A 15,743-nucleotide genomic window follows, 5' to 3' on the forward strand; every position below is an offset into this window, starting at 1 on the left:
ACAGGCGGAAGGGCGTTTTTTGCGGCTTTTTCAGTTTATTTTTGCACCGCCGATAAAATGACAAGCGCAATTGTTTAACCTCAAATGAGCCCGACCGCTTGAAAGGTCGCGCTACCGGCTCCATTTGTAGTGTCTTCGTGTGTTTCCCGGCGGCATCAGTCGTTCGCAGTTTTCTCGTTTTTGCCCGGATTTCCGCGCCGAAACGAACCCAGAGGTCACCTATGCCCGAGTTTCAGCTCGTAACCCGTTTCGAACCTGCCGGCGATCAGCCGGAAGCTATTCGCCTGATGGTTGAGGGGATCGAAGCCGGGCTGGCGCACCAGACATTGCTGGGTGTAACCGGCTCCGGAAAAACCTTCAGCATCGCTAACGTGATCGCGCAGGTGCAACGCCCTACGCTGGTGCTGGCGCCGAACAAAACCCTGGCGGCGCAACTGTACGGTGAGTTCAAGGCGTTCTTTCCGAACAATGCGGTTGAGTATTTCGTTTCGTATTACGACTACTACCAGCCAGAAGCCTACGTGCCGTCGTCGGACACCTTCATCGAGAAGGATGCGTCAATCAATGACCACATCGAGCAGATGCGCCTGTCCGCTACCAAAGCATTGCTGGAGCGCAAAGACGCGATCATTGTCACCACGGTCTCGTGTATTTATGGTCTGGGCAGCCCCGAAACGTATTTGAAGATGGTGCTGCACGTCGACCGTGGTGACAAACTCGACCAGCGCGCGCTGTTGCGGCGTTTGGCTGACTTGCAGTACACCCGCAACGATATGGATTTTGCCCGCTCAACGTTCCGGGTACGTGGCGACGTGATCGACGTTTACCCTGCTGAATCGGACCTCGAAGCGATCCGCATCGAATTGTTCGACGACGAGGTGGAGAGCCTGTCGGCGTTCGACCCGTTGACCGGTGAGGTTATTCGCAAACTGCCACGCTTCACGTTCTATCCGAAAAGCCACTACGTGACCCCGCGGGAAACCCTGGTGGAGGCCATGGAGCACATCAAGGTCGAGCTTCAGGAACGTTTGGAGTACCTGCGCAGTAACAACAAACTGGTGGAAGCGCAGCGTCTGGAGCAGCGGACCCGCTTTGACCTGGAAATGATCCTTGAGTTGGGTTACTGCAACGGCATCGAAAACTACTCACGCTACCTGTCCGGGCGTCCATCCGGCGCGCCACCGCCAACGTTGTATGATTATTTGCCGGCGGACGCGTTGCTGGTGATCGACGAATCCCATGTCAGCGTGCCGCAAGTGGGCGCCATGTATAAGGGCGACCGCTCGCGCAAAGAAACGCTGGTCGAATACGGCTTCCGTTTGCCGTCTGCGCTGGACAACCGGCCGATGCGCTTTGACGAATGGGAAAGCGTCAGCCCGCAGACCATCTTTGTGTCCGCGACGCCGGGTAACTACGAAGCTGAACATGCCGGTCGGGTGATTGAGCAGTTGGTGCGGCCAACGGGTCTGGTTGACCCACAAATCGAGATTCGCCCGGCGCTGACCCAAGTTGATGACCTGCTGTCGGAGATCGGCAAACGCGTCGCCTTGGGCGAGCGAGTGTTGGTCACTACCTTGACCAAACGCATGTCCGAAGACCTTACCGACTACCTCGCCGACCACGGCTGCCGCGTGCGGTATTTGCACTCGGACATTGATACTGTGGAGCGGGTCGAGATCATTCGCGACCTGCGCCTGGGGGTGTTCGATGTGTTGGTGGGGATCAACCTGCTGCGCGAAGGTCTGGACATGCCGGAAGTGTCGCTGGTGGCGATTCTCGATGCCGACAAAGAAGGCTTCCTGCGCTCAGAACGCTCGCTGATCCAAACCATTGGCCGCGCTGCCCGTAACCTCAACGGCCGAGCAATTCTTTACGCCGACCGCATCACCGGCTCTATGGAGCGGGCGATTGGTGAGACGGATCGTCGGCGTGACAAGCAAATTGCCTACAACCTGGAACACGGCATCACTCCGAAAGGCGTAATCAAGGACGTTGCCGACATCATGGAAGGCGCCACCGTGCCCGGATCGCGCAGCAAAAAGCGCAAAGGCATGGCCAAAGCCGCCGAGGAAAACGCCAAATACGAAGCCGAACTGCGCTCGCCAAGCGAGATCACCAAGCGTATTCGTCAGTTGGAAGAAAAGATGTACCAACTCGCCCGCGACCTCGAATTCGAAGCCGCCGCGCAAATGCGCGACGAGATCGGCAAACTGCGCGAGCGGTTATTGGTGGTTTGATCGCGAATCCATCTGTGGGACCGAATTCATTCGGGAAGGCGGTGTGTCAGGTACGGCCCTTTCCCGAATGAATTCGGTCCCACAGATTTGGTGCAACTCCTTTCAATGATAATGCTCAGCCTCATACCGATCCAGGGTATCCCTGGCAATCTCGCGACCTAATGCGATCAGCTCCGGCGCTTTGTAAAACTCGAAAAACCGGCACACTCGCTTAGGCACGTTGATTAGGATATCCGGCGGATAACCGGCGATCTTGTACTGCGCCAACGACGTCTGCATCACCTCAAAACTCTGGTTGATCAAGTCCAGCAAAGACGCCGGTCCGACGTTGTCGATGATGAACGAGCCACTGGCAGAACTCGGTGCACCTTCTGCCGTCGGCGCAGCAGACGGCTGCTGTGCTTGCGGGTTGGCGCCGTCATTCAGCCAAGGGTTGTCAATCGTTGCACCGCTGGATCTAAGGCTGTCTTGTTCCAGGCGCAACACATCAACGTCAGTGGTGGGTTCCAGCTTGCGGCGGAACGGCAAATGCGAACCCAGCGAATTGATCAAGTTGTCGAAGCGTTTTTTCACCGCTGGCGGGCGTTCAATTACGGGCAACTGATAGTGCTTCTGGTTGGTCGAGTTAAGGTTGACCGCAATGATCAAATCACAATGACTGGACACCACTGGCACGATGGGCAGCGGGTTAAGCAGGCCGCCGTCCACCAGCATCCGATTGCCTTGCATCACCGGGGTGAACAGACTCGGAATCGCTGCGGAGGCACGCATCGCCTGGTGCAAACAGCCTTCCTGAAACCAGATCTCCTGCTGATTAGTCAGGTCAGTCGCCACCGCCGTGTAAGGGATTCGCAGGTCTTCAATATTGATTTCGCCGACGATGTCACGGATCTGACCGAAGACTTTTTCCCCGCGAATCGCCCCCAGACGGAAACTGACGTCGACCAGGCGCAGCACGTCTAGGTAATCCAGGCTTTCAATCCACTCGCGGTATTCCTTGAGTTTGCCAGCCGCATAAACGCCGCCGACCACTGCACCCATGGAGCAACCAGCGATGCAGGCGATGTCGTAGCCGCGCCGTTCCAATTCTTCAATCACCCCGATGTGCGCATAACCCCGCGCGCCTCCGGAGCCAAGCACCAGTGCTATTCGTTTTTTCATGTTTTTTCCCAGGTCGCAGTTCATTCACCATACGCGCGAAGCGGTCCCGCTGGAACTGAGTTACCCTTGCCGACGCTTGGTCCACGGCACTTTTCGGCGCGTGCACCGTCAAACCCCAGCACAGTCGAATTTAACTCTTGAGGGAACACCAATGAAAGCCTGGATCTGTTTGCCATTGATTGCTTTGGTTCTCGCAGGTTGCGCCGGGAAAACCGCGTACCGCGACAGCTGCGCTACTCAACTTGATGCCGCCTGGCACGAGCTGGACCTGGCAAAAGCCGAAGGCTTTGCTGGCACCGTGAGCTATTCCAAAGCGCTGTCGCTGTTGACCGGTGCTAAAACCCAGCAGCAGTTCGAAGCCTATGAAGGTTGTTCGAGCAAGGCTGAGAAAGCGCGTTTCTACATCACGGAGTCCCGCGCGGGCCGTTGATACACGTGTAACTTTCCACGCTTTCACCCAAAGCCATCGAGCGCAGTCAGCGCTCGGTGGCTTTTGTGTTGTGGGGGCTGGTTAAACACATTGCGCAGACTTTACAGTGGGCACTTATCTGGCCTCGGTTGCCGTCATACAGTCGTCTGGGGAGGCTTTTTATGGGCAGTAAACTCGACGCATGCCTCAACGCGGTGAATGAAGTGGTGTTGGGCAAAGACGCGCAAGTGCGTTTGGCCCTAACGTGCCTGCTGGCGGGCGGGCACTTGCTGATCGAGGATTTGCCCGGCATGGGCAAAACCACCCTCAGTCATACGTTGGCGAAAGTCTTGGGGCTGAGCTTTCAGCGGATTCAATTCACCTCGGACCTGCTGCCCGGTGACATCCTCGGCACCTCAGTGTTTGATCGGGAAACCGGGCAATTCACCTTCCACCCAGGGCCGATCTTCGCAGAATTGGTGCTGGCAGACGAAATCAATCGGGCCACACCGAAAAGCCAAAGCGCCTTGCTCGAAGCCATGGAGGAGGGTCAGGTAACGATTGAGGGCGCAACACGGCCGCTGCCCGATCCGTTTTTTGTGATTGCTACGCAAAACCCGTTCAGCCAAGGCGGCACCTTTGCGCTGCCGGAATCACAACTCGACCGCTTTCTGATGCGCTTGTCGTTGGGCTATCCAGCCAAAGCGGCGGAAAAAGCTCTGCTTCAAGGCGAGCCACGGCGAGATTTACTGCCGCGCCTACAAGCAATCCTCAACCATACTGAGTTAGCGGCCTTGCAGGCGCTGGCCCGTCGAGTCCGCGCCAGTGATGCGTTGGTCGACTATGTGCTGCGTTTGGTGGACGCGACCCGCAGTCAGTCACAGTTTGCCTGGGGCCTGTCGCCAAGGGCGAGCCTGGCAATTCTTGCCGCCGCCCGTGCCTGGGCGCTGTTGGCGGACCGGGATTATGTGATCCCGGAAGATGTGCAAGCGGTGCTGCCTTCAGTGGTTGGCCATCGGTTGCGCGAGCGCTCCGACCCCACCGGGCATGGTGGCGGCGTGTTGGTGCAATGGCTACTGCGGGAGGTGCCAGTGTTGTGATGGATCCGCTAAAACCGTTTTGGAAGCGTTGGCTGGCGCGGCGAATACCGCCAGCGTCCCGCGTCGAGTTGAATCACCGGCGAATCTTCATCATGCCCACTCGCACCGGGGCGACCTTCGCACTGGTGCTGGTCCTGATGTTGTTGGTTGCGATCAACTACCAAAATAGCTTGGCGTACGGCATGACCTTCCTGCTGATGTCGGTCGGCATTCTGACGATCCTGCACACCTTTCGTAACCTCAGTGGCTTGGTGCTGAGCGCAGGCTCCGCACGTTCGGTGTTCGTTGGCGAGCCATTGATGCTGCGCTTGCGTCTGGAAAGCGCCAAACGTAGTCATCAGGCGATTGCGCTGGGCTGGGACGTGACACAGTTGCAGGAACTCGACGTGCCCGGTGCCGGTTTGGCTGAAATCGACATCGGTCTGCCAGCGCTCAACCGCGGTTGGCTACGGGCGCCACGCCTGCGGGTCGAAAGTGTCTTTCCGTTGAGCATCTTTTGCGCCTGGAGCTGGCTGGATCTGCAGCAGTCAGTACTGATTTTTCCGCGGCCGATGGCGGGTGCGATGCCGCTGTTAAAAGGTGCGCAACCCCACGCTGATGACTTGGGCGAAGCCACCCTGGGCCCAGGGGTCGATGATTATCAGGGACTGAAGCTCTATCAACCGGGGGATTCCAAACGCCGCTTGCATTGGAAGGCTTATTCCCGAGGACAGGGCCTACTGATCAAAGACTTTACCGACGTCAGTGGCCACGACTTGTGTCTGGACTTCATGGCATTGGGTGGCGACATCGAAGAACGCCTGTCGCGGCTGTGTTATTGGGTCCTGGAATTGTCCCAGCGGCGGCAACCGTTTGCATTGCGCCTACCCGGTTTTCTGCTGCCGTCGAGCAGCGGAAACGAGCACCGCGAAGCTTGCTTGCAAGCGCTCGCCCTGTTTGGCACGCCGTCGGGCGGCCAACAATGAACCTGAACCTGCCCATTCCCCGCACCAGTTTGATCTGGCTGTTAATCGCCCAAGCGTTGGTCACTGTGCCCTTTCTGGCGCATTTACCGTTCTGGATGATTGGCTTGTGGTTGGGCTGTACCGCGTGGCGGGTCCAGGTGTTGCGTATGCGCGCCGACTACCCCGGCACGCTGCTCAAATCAGTGCTGTTTGTTGCGACCATCGCCGGGGTGTTTCTGTCCCGAGGCAGTCTGGTAGGGCTGGATGCCGGTGCGTCGCTGCTACTAGGTGCCTTCATCCTTAAAACCCTGGAGATGCGCACTCGTCGTGATGCGCTGGTGCTGATTTTTCTGGGTTTTTTTTGTGTCTCGGTGGGCTATCTGTTCGAGGACGGACTGCTTTGGGGGCTTTATTCGTTGCTGCCGGTCAGCATGTTACTGGCGGGCCTGATCGGCCTGCAGCAATCGCTACCGACGAGCAAAGCCTCTGGCTCGCTTAAATTGGCTGCCAAGCTGATGCTTCAGGCCGTACCGCTGATGTTGTTGCTGTTCCTGTTTTTTCCTCGGCTGGAGCCGCTGTGGTCGTTGCCGCAGCCCAGTAACAAGGGGATCACCGGGCTTTCCGACAACATGGCTCCGGGCGACATGGCTGACATTAGCCGTTCGGCCGCATTGGCGTTTCGCGCCAGCTTCGACGGGCCAATGCCCGCGCAAAATCAGCTGTATTGGCGCGCATTGACCTTGGACCAGTTCGACGGTCGGCGCTGGTCGCAGTCTGGTAAAGCGATGCGCATTGAAATACCGGATTGGCAAAAGCGCGGTGATGAGCGCAGCTACAGCATCGTCATGGAGCCCAGTGGGCGACCTTGGCTGCCCGCACTGGACATCGCTGAAACCACCTTGGCCGATGTGCGCCAAATGAACGATTTTCGTCTGCAACGGCGACACCCGGTGGATCAAACGCTGCTCTACAGTGTTCACTCCTGGCCCCAGGCGATTCGCGAAACACAATTGAGCGAGGCCACCCAACGCCAGAATCTGCAACTGCCCGCGCGTGGCAATCCGCAATCCAGGGAATGGGCCGCTGACCTTAACCGGCGTTATCCACGGGTCGACGCATTGGTAGACGCAATGCTCGCGCATTTTAGCGATGAGCCTTATCACTACACCCTTAAGCCTCCGATCCTGGGTGCGGACAGCATCGACGATTTCCTGTTCAACAGCCGTAGCGGTTTCTGCGCGCACTACGCCGGTGCCATGACCTTCGTCCTGCGCGCGGCGGGCGTTCCGGCCCGGGTGGTGGCGGGGTACCAGGGCGGCGAACTGAACCCAGAGGGTCATTACGTAAGCGTCCGCCAGTTCGACGCCCATGCCTGGGTTGAATATTGGCGTCCTGGCATCGGCTGGCGCAGCGTTGACCCTACTGCTGCGGTGGCTCCGCTGCGGGTTGAGCAGGGGTTGGAACAGGCGTTGGCGGCCAATGAAGAATTTCTGGCTGACTCACCTTTTTCCGCTTTGCGATACCGAAACTTGCCTTGGCTCAATTCCTTTCGCATGAGCTGGGATAATCTCAACTACGGTTGGCAACGTTGGGTGCTGGGTTATCAAGGCCGGCAGCAGGTGCAAGTTCTCAGCCGTTGGTTTGCCGGGTTTGATGGCGTGGTATTTTTCGGCGGCGCGGCAGCGGTTATCGCGCTGTTGGCGCTGTGGTTGTTCAAGCCCTGGCAGCGTGAAAATGACCCGCAGTTGCGGGTATTTAAATCCTTTGAACGGCTACTGGCGCGCCATGGTTTGCACCGTAGAGAGGCGGAGGCCGCCCAGGCTTTTTCACAACGGGCGGCACTGAGGTTTCCAGCTCAGGCTGAATTAATCCTGGCCTTCTCGGCTGAATTTGAAGCACTGCGCTACGCTGGCCAGCGACGTTCGCTGATGCCATTGCGGCGCCATTTGAGACAGCTCCGGCGACGTTTTCCGTGGCGGTTTTCCACTATTAAAACGATGGAGGAGAGATAAATGTCTGCATTGGTTGACCGTCTTGTCGCGCAGTTGCTGGGCCTGGATGTGAGATTAATGGCCTGCCACGCCCGGCTTACCGCTGTGACTGACAGCGAAGCGTTACATGACTTGCGCATTACCGTAAGGCGGCTGCGCAGCGTGTTGCGGCCATTACGCGGGTTGCCAGGCGTCGAGCAACTTGAGCTGGCAGCCAAAGCTGTCGGTCAACTGACCACGCCAATACGTGATCGGGAAGTGTTGGCGGCGTACCTGCAACAACGAGGCATGGCTGAAGCGGCTCGCCAGCGCAGAAACACGTTGGACGAGGCTTACGCGGGTGTTTCGACGTCCACCGAGCTGAATCAATTGTTTAGTGTGCTGGACGCATTTCCACGGTTTCTAAGGGCGTCGCAACATCAAGGCCTGTTGCACGAATTGAAGCAACGTATTGAAAAACGCCTGAACAAACAGTGGAAAAAGCTTCGCGACACCATGGAAGACCCAGCCCACGATCGGCATCGTCTGCGGTTGCTGATCAAGCGTGTGCGCTACGCCGCTGAGGCGTATCCGGAGTTGGATAAAACCAACGAAATCAGTCAAAAGCGTCTGAAAGAAGCGCAAGCCGCATTGGGCGACTGGCACGATCATTTGCAATGGCTGGCGCAGGCAAAGGAACAGACGGATTTGGCCCGCTGCGTGCCGGGCTGGCTGAAGGACATCCAGCGAGCCGAAAAGGACGCCGACCGGGCGTTGGAGCGTTTGGGGAAAGCCTGCTTTGGCAAATAAATCCTGATCAGGCGGCACTTTGGCGTAAATGAACTCTGCGCAGTGGCACTGCGCTGGTTAAGATTCTGGCAGTCCTTTTTTGATGTTTGCCAGACATGAGGTCTGCATGAGCTTTTCCGAGTTGGTTGATGCTGTACGTGATAATCCTCTTAGCGTGGTCATTCCGGGCGAATGGGGCCAGGGCCGCGCGTGCTTCGGTGGGCTGATGGCTGCGTTGCAGTTTGAGGCGATGCGCGCTCAGGTGCCGGCCGATCGGCCAGTTCGTTCGCTGGCGATCACCTTCGTCGGACCCGCTGCGCCAGGGGTGCCGATCAGTTTCGAGGTCGAGGTGCTGCGTGAGGGCAAAGCCGTCAGCCAAGTACTGGGCCGAGCCATGCAGGACGGTCAGGTCATGACCATTATTCAAGGCAGTTTCGGTGCCCCCAGGGCTTCAGTGATTTCAGTGCAGGCCGAGCCTGCACCCTCGCTCAAGCCGGTTGAAGACTGCCAGGAGTTACCGTTTATCCCCGGGATTACCCCGGAATATCTGCGCTTCATGAGCATGCGTTGGGGGTTGGGAGGGTTGCCGTTCAGCAATACGCCTTCGCGGGAAATCGGCGGGTACGTGCGTTTTCGTGGCGATGTCAAACAGGAACCGTTGACCGTGGCGCATCTGTTGGCCTTGGTCGACACGTGGCCACCCGCGCTATTGCCGCACTTGAGTAAGCCTGCGCCGGGAAGCTCGCTGACCTGGACCATCGAATTTGTGCAGCCTTTACCGCAAATGGACACGCTGGACTGGTGCCTATACCGAGCAGTGATTGAGCATGCCCGCGATGGTTACGGCCACACAGCCGCTTACCTTTGGGCGCCAAACGGTGAGTTGGTGGCGATCAGTCGGCAGACGGTAACGGTGTTTGGCTAAAAGCCTTCGCCGCGACCAGCACGATCACGCCAATGGCGATGGATGGCAGGCTCGACTCCAGCAGGCCATCCACCAGCAACAGTCCGCCGACAATCGACATAGGCAGGGCAAGCACCCGCAACGCCAGATCCGATGGGTTGCGCACGCTGTGAGCGTACACGCGGGAATGTCCGATGGTTGCTAATAGTTTGTTCATGTCGCGGTCCTCTTCAAGCGCCTTTTCAATGCTTGAAGAATAGGCCTCGGTGTAGCGGGGCGGCGAATCGAAGTTGGCTATGGCAGTGATAGACGCCGGGCCAGCTGTGTTGTAGGACCGAATTCATTCGGGAAGGCCGCGCCTCGGTCTGGCTGATACACCGCGCCGCCCGCTTCCCGAATGAATTCGGTCCCACAGGGTTCTTGGCATGGCGCTGGGCTAGGGTATTTCCCCGATTCTGTGGGAGCAAGCTCGCTTGCGAAGGACGCGGCGAGGTCTACCTGACTAGCGCCTTCGGTCAGCAACCACTCACAACTTCAACTGACCAATCGCCCGGCTCAACTCGCCCGCTAAGGTCGCCAATTCTCCACTGGTGGTGGCGGACTCTACGGTTTGCTGCACGGTCTGCTCGGTTACATCGCGAATGCTGACCACGGCGCGGTTCATTTCTTCTGCTACTTGGCTTTGCTGTTGCGCTGCCACGGCGATCAGTGTGTTGCTTTCTCGCATGTGTGCCACGGCACCGGTGATGGCTGCCAGCGCTTCGCCTGCTTCTTTGGCCAATTGCACGCAGTCATCGGCCTTGAACGAGCTTTCTTGCATGAAATCCACCGCGTCGCGGGTGCCGGCCTGCAACGCGGCGACCATCTGGGTGATTTCATCGGTGGAGATTTGTACCCGCTTCGCCAGGTTGCGTACTTCATCCGCTACTACCGCAAATCCTCGGCCCATCTCACCTGCGCGGGCGGCCTCGATAGCGGCGTTCAGCGCGAGCAGATTGGTTTGCTCAGCAATGCTATGAATGACGCTAACGACGTTATTGATCTTCTGACTGTCCTTAGCCAATTGCTGGATCATTTCGGCGGTCTGTTGCACGCCGCTGGACAAGCTTTCGATAGACGCTTGCACACGATTAACGACCTCTTTACCGGTGCCAGCCAACGCGTCGGCAGTTTGCGACTGATCGCGGGTTGCCGTGGCATTTTGCGCGATATGGAACACCGTGGAGGTCATTTGATTGATGGCGGTGGCGACTTGATCGGTTTCGCTCTGCTGGCCCAGCATGCCGTGGCGCACCTCGCTCATGCCGGCCGCCAGCCTGACTGCGCCGTCATCAAGGCGAGCGGCGGTTTGCGCAACCGTATTCACCACCCGCTGATAACCGGCTTGCATGGCATTAAACGCCTTGGCCATCTGTCCGACTTCATCTTCGCCAATCAAAGGCACGCGGGCAGACAGGTCGCCGCTGTTCTCCACATGGAGCATGACGTCCTTCAGCGTGTCGAGTTGGGTCAGCAAAAATCGAATCAGCAATTGCGACGCGCCGAGCATGAGCAGCATCAAAATACACACTGCCACCGAGTATTGGACAAAACGTTCGGCCACGACCTGTTCAAGGCTTGGCGCATAAGCCAGCACCGCCAGCCGCTTACCATCGGGTCGGGCGACAACTTCAGCGCCGATCAGGGTGTCTTCGTCCGGCAGCTGCGACTTGAGATCGACCCAGCCGCTGCCGTTGCTCAACGCAGGCAGTGGGTGCCCGTTAAGGGTCGGCGCCTGACCTTGGGCATAAGCAAGCAGATTGCCTGCGACAGGCAATGGTTGGTTCCCTGGCCAACTGCCCAGTAGGTGCGCCTGGGCTTGGGCTGAATCCTGCGCGGCGTTAACCCGCGCATGCTGTTCAAGCTGCAAGGCGTACAGCACCAACATCAGGGTGGTGAAGAAGGCCACCGCGTTCACGGCCCAGAATTTGTATTTCAGCGAAATATTGCTAAGCCAGGCGCCCATGAGAGGTCTTCTTTTGATTAGCGGAACAGGTAAAGGCAAGGTGCCATTATTGTGCTGCATTTCTTCGCCAGGCCTCTTGATGTGGATCAACGCACGCTGACTTAACCCTTGGCGTCTCAGATCAGTGCGCTGCTCCGGGTTTGGCTCCCTGCGGCAGGGCTTTGGTCAGCAATACCGCGATCATGCTCACCGTCAGTGCGATGCCGACGAAGTGGAACGCGTCGTTGTAGGCCATGATCGTTGCCTGTTGATGGGCGATCTCACTGAGTTTGCCCAGCGCCGCCGTCTCATTGCCCAGCTTGTCAGTGAACAGCGCCATGCGCTCAGCGACTTGCGGGTTGCTCGGCACGATGGCTTCGCGCAAGTAATCGAAGTACACCTTGGTCCGTGCGTCGAGTAGGGTCGAGAGCAGGGCGATACCGATGGCGCCGCCAAGGTTGCGCAAAATGTTGAACAGGCTCGACGCCGAACCTGCGTCTTTGGGCTGGATGTACACCGTGGCGATCAGCGAGATGGTGACCATGATCATCGGTTGACCCAAAGCCCGAATCAATTGCACCTGATTGAACTGTGGCCCGGAGAAGTCCAGATTCAGAACCCCGGAGGCGAAACTGGCAAAACCGAACAGCCCAAAACCCGCTGCGCAGAGCAATTTTGGCGGCATCACTTTCATCAGTTGCGGCACCAACGGGATTAAAAACAGCTGCGGAATACCCATCCACATAATCACTTCGCCGATCTGCTGCGAGTTGTAGCCCTGGATCTGCGCCAGGTACAGCGGCAGTAAATAGATCGAACCGTACAGCCCCACGCCCATGCCGATGCTGGAAATACTCGACAGGCCAAAGTTGCGTTCGCCGAGAATCCGCAGGTTGATCAGCGGCTCAGGCTTGGAAAGCTGGACGATGACGAAGGTCAGCAAGCTGATCAGCGCAATACTGCCCAACCCTACGATCAGGTCTGATTCGAGCCAATCCTCGCGATGGCCTTCTTCAAGAAATACCTGCAAACATCCCAGTCCCACGGCCAGCGTTGCGATGCCCAAATAATCGGTGCTTTTCAGCAGTTCCCAATGCGAGGCTTTCTTTTCCAGGCCGTAGAGCAAGCCACCAATCATCAACAGGCCGGGCGGAATGTTGATGTAGAAAATGTATTCCCAGCCGTAGTTTTCCGTCAGCCAGCCGCCCAATGTCGGGCCGATCGAGGGCGCAAAGGTCGCGGTCATCGCGAATAGGGCCATACCTTTGGCGCGATGGTGCAGTGGTAGTTTGATCAGAGTCATGGTGAACGCCAGCGGGATTAAAGCGCCGCCGGTGAAGCCTTGCAAAGCGCGGAACACGATCATGCTGTTCAGGCTCCAGGCCATGGAACACAGCATCGACGCGATCAGAAAACCGCACGACACCCACACCGCCAGACGCCGCGCAGAGAGCAATTGCACCAGCCAGGCGGTGAGCGGAATCATGATGATTTCCGCAACCAGGTAGGAGGTGGAGATCCATGAGCCTTCTTCGAGGGTGGCCGACAGCGCGCCTTGAATGTCCTTGAGTGACGAATTGGTGATCTGGATATCCAACACCGCCATAAAGGCGCCCAGCATCACGCTCATGACCGCGATCCAGTCCCGTCGGCTGGGCTCGCCGACGGGGCTGATCAGTTGATCACCGGCCACTGTCGGCGCCGTCAGTTTTGACTTTTACTTTGACTGTAACCGACATGCCGGGGCGAATTTTGCCGTGTAAGGGGTTGTCGGCGGCGAAGGTCAGCTTCACCGGAATACGCTGTACGACCTTGGTGAAGTTGCCCGTGGCGTTGTCCGGTGGCAACAGGCTGAATTGCGCGCCAGAGGCGGCGAACAGGCTCTCGACCTTGCCTTGAATCGGCGTGTCGGAATACGCATCAAACGTCAGCTCGGCAGATTGGCCAGGCTGCATGTGCCCGATCTGGGTTTCCTTGAAATTGGCCTGCACCCAAATGTCCTCGTCGGGCACGATGGACAACAAATAAGCGCCCACCTGTACGTACTGACCGTTACGCGCTCCCCGCTGACCAATCAAGCCGCTGATGGGCGCGTGTATTTCGCTGCGTTGCAGGTTGAGATTGGCTTGGGCCAGGTCAGTTCGTGCGTTGGCAATCTGCGCGTCCAGGCGTTTGATTTCTGCTCCGAGCGCGACCACCTGCTGACGCTGGCCTTGCTCGTCGGCCTGGGCCTTAGTCACTTGCGAGCGTGCAATATGGCTGTCGGCGGACAGCGTGGTGACGCGCTCTTCGGAAATGTAACCCGGCTTGCGCAGGGTCTCCGCGCGGTTCAAGTCGATCTGCGTGCGACCAAAAGTTGCCTGAGTCGACGCAACCTGTGCTTGAGCGGAAGCAATCAGGCTACCTTGCTGGGTCAGTTTGCTCTGCGCCTGAATACGCTCGGCTTCGTGGGTCGCGAGCATCGCCTGCGCCCGGTCGACTGCCATATGGAAGTCGGCTGCGTCCAGTTTGATCAGCAGTTGACCTTTTTCGACGTGCTGGTTGTCTTGTACCAATACTTCCTCGACCCTGGCACCCAGTTGGCTGGAGATGCGGGTGATTTCACCTTGAACATAGGCGTTGTCAGTGGTTTCGTAAAAGCGCCCCCTGAAGTACCACTGAGCAAAGAAGGCGAGGGCGATGAGCAGGGCAATCGTGAAAAACACGAACAGGCGGCGCTTGAGTTGAGCAGGCATGATTTATCTGAATTATTTGAAATGTAAGCGAATTTATCAGTGTTCAGTTCTGGCATATAGCCATGCGCCTGAAAATGACCGCGGCTGATGGTGCGGTATTCATTTAAGGAAGCCTAAAGCGTTCGGAGAAGATGGTGTACGAAAAGCCATATCGGGTAGTTTTAGCTGCGGAAGATACTACCCACCCTGTTTCCCGATGAGAGTTTCGGCTGTTCCGGTTTGTACCTCCAATTGCAAAGGTAAGGGTATTGCTGAATTTCTTTAGGCCGCTGATCGAAAAAGTCGCCCTACCTGTTATTTCTGACAGTAGACGAGTGATGAGCGAAGTGGCTTGATGGAACCAGGCTGCGATGGACTGCGGGGGGGGGCTATGACTAGGGTCTGGAAGGGATTTTCTACCTACACGGTGATCGGAATTGGCAGTACCTTGATCCATTGGCAGCTGTTTTTTGTTCTCCGAGCCGCTTTCGACGCCAGTCAGGCCCTCGGAAACTTTTTGGCGTTTTGTGCGGCGGCGTCCTTTTCCTTTTATGCGAACGCCATCTTCACCTTTGCCATGCCGGTCTCTCTGGGGCGCTACCTGATGTTCATGATATGCATGGGCGGCTTGAGCGTGGTCGTAGGTGGGGCGGCCGATCGCTGGCACCTGCCGGGCATTGTCACGGTGGTGGTGTTTTCCCTGACCAGTCTGGTTGTTGGTTTCCTGATCTCCAAGTGGCTGGTGTTTCGGGTGCATGAATCATGAAGCTCTCATTGATTGTGCCGGTGTTCAATGAAGAACAGGCAGTGGCCGTGTTTTATCAGGCCGTCCGGCAAGCACCTTCGCTGCAGGCGCACAGCGTCGAGATCGTATTTGTCAACGATGGCAGCACCGACCGCACGGGCAAATGTGCCCAAGCCATTGCCCTGGCCGACAGCAAAGTGCTGTTGATCAATTTTTCCCGTAACTTCGGCAAGGAAGCCGCGCTATTCGCCGGGCTTGAATATGCCAGTGGCGAGGCGGTGGTGCCCATTGATGTGGACCTGCAAGACCCGATCAAGGTGGTATCGCAGCTGATTAACGAGTGGCAGAAGGGCGCCGATGTGGTTTTGGCCAAGCGCCGGGATCGTTCCAGCGACAGCTACCTGAAGCGTTACAGTGCCTTGTTGTTCTATCATTTGCTCAATCGCATTGCCTATACCCACATCGAAGAAAACGTCGGCGACTTCCGGTTGATGGACCGTAAAGTAGTGGACGTGATCAAGGCCCTGCCTGAGCAACAGCTGTTTATGAAAGGTGTACTGTCTTGGGCCGGTTTTAATGTTGCCATCGTCGAATACGACCGGGAGCCACGCGCGATTGGCCAGAGTAAATTCAATGTTTGGAAATTATGGAATTTGGCACTTGAAGGCATCACTTCGTTCAGTACATTGCCGTTGCGCTTGTGGAGTTATATAGGCGGCGTAATATCTCTGATGGCTTTACTATATGCAGGTTATATGGTGTTGGATAAGGTTCTGTTCGGTAACA

At 57.4% G+C, this 15,743-nt stretch carries 14 protein-coding genes; 9 read left to right on the forward strand and 5 right to left on the reverse strand.

Annotated elements, in window-relative coordinates; translation table 11 throughout:
* Positions 1-221 precede the first annotated feature (221 nt).
* Positions 222-2,237, forward strand: coding sequence for an excinuclease ABC subunit UvrB (gene uvrB, locus M0974_RS07695; RefSeq protein ID WP_297834871.1), 2,016 nt, complete (start codon positions 222-224; stop codon positions 2,235-2,237).
* 102 nt (positions 2,238-2,339) lie between these two features.
* On the opposite strand, the gene M0974_RS07700 is transcribed toward uvrB, so the two are convergent.
* Positions 2,340-3,398 (reverse strand): patatin-like phospholipase family protein, encoded by a 1,059-nt coding sequence (locus M0974_RS07700; protein WP_297834874.1) that lies wholly within the window; start codon positions 3,396-3,398, stop codon positions 2,340-2,342.
* A 151-nt stretch (positions 3,399-3,549) separates the two neighbouring features.
* Between M0974_RS07700 and M0974_RS07705 the strand changes: the two genes are divergently transcribed.
* The 6 genes from M0974_RS07705 (at position 3,550) to M0974_RS07730 (ending at position 9,535) form a co-directional block, all read left to right on the forward strand.
* Positions 3,550-3,828 carry a hypothetical protein gene (locus M0974_RS07705; protein WP_297834877.1) on the forward strand — a complete coding sequence of 93 codons (279 nt, stop codon included), beginning with the start codon at positions 3,550-3,552 and terminating at the stop codon, positions 3,826-3,828.
* A 161-nt stretch (positions 3,829-3,989) separates the two neighbouring features.
* Positions 3,990-4,907, forward strand: coding sequence for an AAA family ATPase (locus tag M0974_RS07710; RefSeq protein WP_297834882.1), 918 nt, complete (start codon positions 3,990-3,992; stop codon positions 4,905-4,907).
* A complete protein-coding gene (locus M0974_RS07715) occupies positions 4,877-5,872 on the forward strand; it encodes a DUF58 domain-containing protein (RefSeq protein WP_297834885.1) in 996 nt (331 codons plus the stop codon). The genes M0974_RS07710 and M0974_RS07715 overlap by 31 nt, the downstream gene beginning before the upstream one ends.
* Positions 5,869-7,863: a DUF3488 and transglutaminase-like domain-containing protein gene (locus M0974_RS07720; protein ID WP_297834888.1), complete on the forward strand. Its 1,995-nt coding sequence runs from the start codon at positions 5,869-5,871 to the stop codon at positions 7,861-7,863. Before M0974_RS07715 ends, M0974_RS07720 begins: the two co-directional genes overlap by 4 nt.
* Positions 7,864-8,631 (forward strand): CHAD domain-containing protein, encoded by a 768-nt coding sequence (locus M0974_RS07725; RefSeq protein WP_297834891.1) that lies wholly within the window; start codon positions 7,864-7,866, stop codon positions 8,629-8,631. It abuts the gene before it with no gap.
* 106 nt (positions 8,632-8,737) lie between these two features.
* A complete protein-coding gene (locus M0974_RS07730) occupies positions 8,738-9,535 on the forward strand; it encodes a thioesterase family protein (RefSeq protein WP_297834894.1) in 798 nt (265 codons plus the stop codon).
* Here the strand turns inward: M0974_RS07730 and M0974_RS07735 are convergent.
* The 4 genes from M0974_RS07735 to M0974_RS07750 form a co-directional block, all read right to left on the reverse strand.
* A complete protein-coding gene (locus M0974_RS07735) occupies positions 9,504-9,731 on the reverse strand; it encodes a hypothetical protein (RefSeq protein ID WP_297834896.1) in 228 nt (75 codons plus the stop codon). The genes M0974_RS07730 and M0974_RS07735 overlap by 32 nt on opposite strands.
* A gap of 309 nt (positions 9,732-10,040) precedes the next feature.
* Entirely contained in the window at positions 10,041-11,519 is a 1,479-nt protein-coding gene (locus tag M0974_RS07740; protein WP_297834899.1) for a methyl-accepting chemotaxis protein, read from the reverse strand.
* A gap of 121 nt (positions 11,520-11,640) precedes the next feature.
* Complete coding sequence (locus M0974_RS07745; protein WP_297834913.1) at positions 11,641-13,128, reverse strand: MDR family MFS transporter; 1,488 nt, start codon at positions 13,126-13,128, stop codon at positions 11,641-11,643.
* Between the two features lie 52 nt (positions 13,129-13,180).
* Positions 13,181-14,233 (reverse strand): HlyD family secretion protein, encoded by a 1,053-nt coding sequence (locus M0974_RS07750; RefSeq protein WP_297834902.1) that lies wholly within the window; start codon positions 14,231-14,233, stop codon positions 13,181-13,183.
* Between the two features lie 370 nt (positions 14,234-14,603).
* Between M0974_RS07750 and M0974_RS07755 the strand changes: the two genes are divergently transcribed.
* On the forward strand, positions 14,604-14,978 hold the full coding sequence (locus tag M0974_RS07755; RefSeq protein WP_297834905.1) for a GtrA family protein: 375 nt from the start codon (positions 14,604-14,606) through the stop codon (positions 14,976-14,978).
* Positions 14,975-15,743 (forward strand): glycosyltransferase family 2 protein (locus M0974_RS07760; RefSeq protein ID WP_297834908.1); only part of this gene is annotated, 769 nt, incomplete at its 3' end. The genes M0974_RS07755 and M0974_RS07760, both read left to right, overlap by 4 nt.

Source organism: Pseudomonas sp., assembly GCF_026224925.1.
Classification (GTDB): Bacteria; Pseudomonadota; Gammaproteobacteria; order Pseudomonadales; family Pseudomonadaceae; genus Aquipseudomonas.